Genomic DNA, 3,277 nt, shown 5'->3' with positions numbered 1-3,277 from the left:
AAAAATGCGACGCAACAACAAGTCGCATTTATTGAAAACTGGATTAACAACTATCCAAAGAAGATATTGGGTTACAAATCTCCTAGAGAATTTTTACAGACTGGCTAACTTGAACTTGAAATTTAGCATGCTAGTAGGATACATAAAATTATCAGAAAATTTAATATTTTGCTTTACATCTTCCCTAAAAAGTCTATAATAAGAATATAAAACCTGTATTCACAGCTCAGCAACACTATTCAGGACTTATTTTTCGCTACTCATCGGTGCCTTTTTTCAAAATACAGTCAGTATTCTTTCAAAAAAAAACACCATAATTATCGAAAAATAATACTCTATAAAAATCAAAATCTGACTAGCTTCCACAATTGAGAATTGTGGAAGGCTGGAAATAGAACGAGCGCAGCTCGCCCCATGCAATTGAGAATTGTGGAAGGCTGGAAATAGAACGAGCGCAGCTCGTCTCCACTGACCACTAGTTCGGACTAATGTTAGCTGAGGGAGTGGGACAAAAATCGTGATTTCGTAGAAATCGATTTTGTAGTCCCACCCCCGCAAGGTTGACTAGGTTTGTAGAATGTTGATTTATCAACATTTTACAAACCAGAAAACTACTGCGCCAAACTGTTAACTCTACAAAAAATATGGGGTCAGGGACTTTTGTCCCAGCCTCTTATTTCCAACCTTCAACAGTCCACCGGACTGTTAAAGCAAGGTGAGTTAACGACGTCAGACTTTGATTTTTGACGAGTAGAAGCTCCCGATTAGAATGACTTCGCTTATAAATACAGGTTCTAGTTTTTGGAGGTTATGGAGTATGAAGAAGAGTTTTATCCACCAGCAAGAAGAAATTTCCTTTGTCAAAAATACCTTTACCCAATATTTAAAGGACAAATTGGAAATTGTAGAAGTACAAGGACCGATTTTAAGTCGTGTCGGTGATGGGATGCAGGACAATCTTTCAGGGGTTGAAAATGCGGTGACCGTCCATGTCAAGTTAATCCCTAATGCGACCTATGAGGTTGTCCATTCCTTGGCGAAATGGAAACGCCATACCTTGGCTCGTTTTGGATTTAATGAAGGAGAAGGTCTTTTTGTCCATATGAAAGCCCTTCGTCCAGATGAAGATTCACTTGATCCGATTCACTCGGTTTATGTAGACCAGTGGGACTGGGAGAAAGTCATTCCAAACGGTAGGCGCAACCTAGCTTATTTGAAAGAAACCGTTGAACTGATTTACAAGGCTATTCGGTTGACTGAATTAGCTGTTGAAGCTCGCTATGATATTGAAGCGGTGTTGCCTAAGCAAATTACCTTTATTCACTCGGAAGAATTGGCAGAGCGCTATCCAGATTTGACACCAAAAGAGCGGGAAAATGCCATTGCAAAAGAGTATGGCGCTGTTTTCCTCATCGGGATTGGTGGTGAATTACCAGACGGAAAACCGCATGATGGACGAGCTCCTGACTACGATGACTGGACAACGCCGTCTGAAAATGGCTACAAGGGCTTAAATGGAGACATCCTTGTGTGGAATGAGCAGTTGCAATCCGCCTTTGAATTATCTTCTATGGGGATTCGGGTGGATGAAGAAGCCCTCAAGCGCCAGGTAGCCATCACGGGTGATGAAGATCGACTGGAATTTGAATGGCATAAGGCACTTTTAAATGGCCTCTTCCCACTTTCAATCGGCGGCGGAATTGGTCAATCACGCCTTGCTATGTTCTTGCTCCGCAAAAAACACATCGGTGAAGTCCAATCCAGTGTCTGGCCACAAGACGTCCGTGATACCTTTGAGAATATATTGTAAAAAAAGAACTGGGAATCAGTTCTTTTTTATGTATTAGGAAACGCTTACTTATTTGCCGACAAAGGATGCAAAAATCTCTACTACCAAATCATGTTATGAAGCTTTATAATGAATGTATAGAAAGAGAGGGGAGAGGGTGAAGGAAAGAACAATTGCACTAATTAATTTGTTATTGCTTTCAAAACTACCAGTCCAAATGGATCAATTACAAAAGGATTTGCAAGTGAGCGCTCGAACGATTCGTAACGATATTGCTAGTTTGAATGAATTTCTAGAAAAATATCATCTTCCCAAAGTTCAATCTATAAGGAGTAAAGGATTCCAATTAGAGTTATCTGAACAAGAAGAAAAGATATTTAGAAGTTATCTTCGAGATGAAGAAATGGAAGATTATTTGACACGGGAAGAACGTATTGTAGATATTTTATTAGATATTGCTTTAAGTGTCGACCCCGTATTTCTGTATCGAAAAGAAGAAGAGTACCGTGTTTCAAAGTCGACGATTGATGAAGATATGCGACAGTTGAGACAACGCTTGATTTCCTATCATGTGCAAATTGTTAGTCTTCCTAAAATCGGTTTGGTCTTAGAGGGGAAAGAGTCTACGATTCGAACCATGTTATATGCTTTCATTAGCTCAGCCCTTGCGAGAGATAAGGAACGATTTGAATTAAGTCGTCCAGATATTATTGAGCGTTACATAGAACCAGAGCGTATTCAAATGCTTGATAATCTGTTTGAGAATACTATTTATTCGATTGGAGATCAACTTCATCGGCTTCATTTTAACCTATTTACTTGTATTTGGATGGGCAGAATCATGAAAGGCCAGTTAGTTGAAGCGACAGAAGTTCCGACTGAATCTGTAAAGGATATTCGAGGTATTAAAGAGTATTTACATCGTATTTGTACATATTATTCCTTAATACCTACTGTTACGGAGTTAGATTATATTTATGCGATGTTACAATCGTTTCATGTGAAGGAAGAATATAGTCCGATTAATTGGTTGCAACTACAAATGTTAACACTCCAATTAATCCATTTTGTTACCGAACGGACGGGAGTTCCATTTTCAAAGAAAGAAAATTCTCTCCAAGAGTCTCTCTACAGACACTTGATTAGTATGGTTTCACGAATAGAGAACAATATTCAGTTGACAAATCCATTAACGGATAAGATTCGGCAAAGTTATGGCGTTATTTATGAAGCGGTTCAAGTATTTTCAACTGACCTAGCGAAACAACTAGGAAAAACGATATTAGAAGATGAAATTGCTTTTCTTGCCATTCATTTTTCAGCAGCACTAAGTGAAATGAATCAAGAAAACCAATACTGGTTGAACGGCTCCCTGTCAAGTAGACAGTCAAATAATAAAAGATACTAAGCAACCTGATTCCTGAATTCCCAAGGAGTCAGGTTGTTTAATTTTGTTTGATAACGTTGTGTATTGTAAAACTGGATATA

At 38.6% G+C, this 3,277-nt stretch carries 3 protein-coding genes and 1 pseudogene; 3 read left to right on the top strand and 1 reads right to left on the bottom strand.

Features of this window, described 5'->3' with window-relative positions; all coding sequences use genetic code 11:
- From ABPH35_RS10630 to ABPH35_RS10620, 3 genes and pseudogenes are all read left to right on the top strand, one after another.
- Positions 1 to 108: pseudogene (locus ABPH35_RS10630) on the top strand (IS30 family transposase); the annotation flags it as partial.
- 709 nt (positions 109 to 817) lie between these two features.
- Positions 818 to 1,810, top strand: coding sequence for an aspartate--ammonia ligase (gene asnA / locus ABPH35_RS10625; protein ID WP_349988240.1), 993 nt, complete (start codon positions 818 to 820; stop codon positions 1,808 to 1,810).
- A 136-nt stretch (positions 1,811 to 1,946) separates the two neighbouring features.
- Positions 1,947 to 3,197 carry a PRD domain-containing protein gene (locus ABPH35_RS10620; protein WP_368849818.1) on the top strand — a complete coding sequence of 417 codons (1,251 nt, stop codon included), beginning with the start codon at positions 1,947 to 1,949 and terminating at the stop codon, positions 3,195 to 3,197.
- Here ABPH35_RS10620 and ABPH35_RS10615 read toward each other — a convergent pair.
- Positions 3,194 to 3,274, bottom strand: coding sequence for an IS3 family transposase (locus tag ABPH35_RS10615; protein ID WP_349988131.1), 81 nt, complete (start codon positions 3,272 to 3,274; stop codon positions 3,194 to 3,196). The genes ABPH35_RS10620 and ABPH35_RS10615 overlap by 4 nt on opposite strands.
- Positions 3,275 to 3,277 lie beyond the last annotated feature (3 nt).

The sequence above is a fragment of the Streptococcus handemini genome (genome assembly GCF_040984445.1).
Classification (GTDB): domain Bacteria; phylum Bacillota; class Bacilli; order Lactobacillales; family Streptococcaceae; genus Streptococcus; species Streptococcus handemini.
The sequence above is the reverse complement of the archived record's forward strand: the minus strand, read 5'-3'. Positions and strand labels throughout refer to the sequence as shown.

Coding starts and splice junctions, on each gene's coding strand:
- asnA (WP_349988240.1), top strand. CDS start 818: ATGAAGAAGAGTTTTATCCACCAGCAAGAAGAAATTTCCTTTGTCAAA.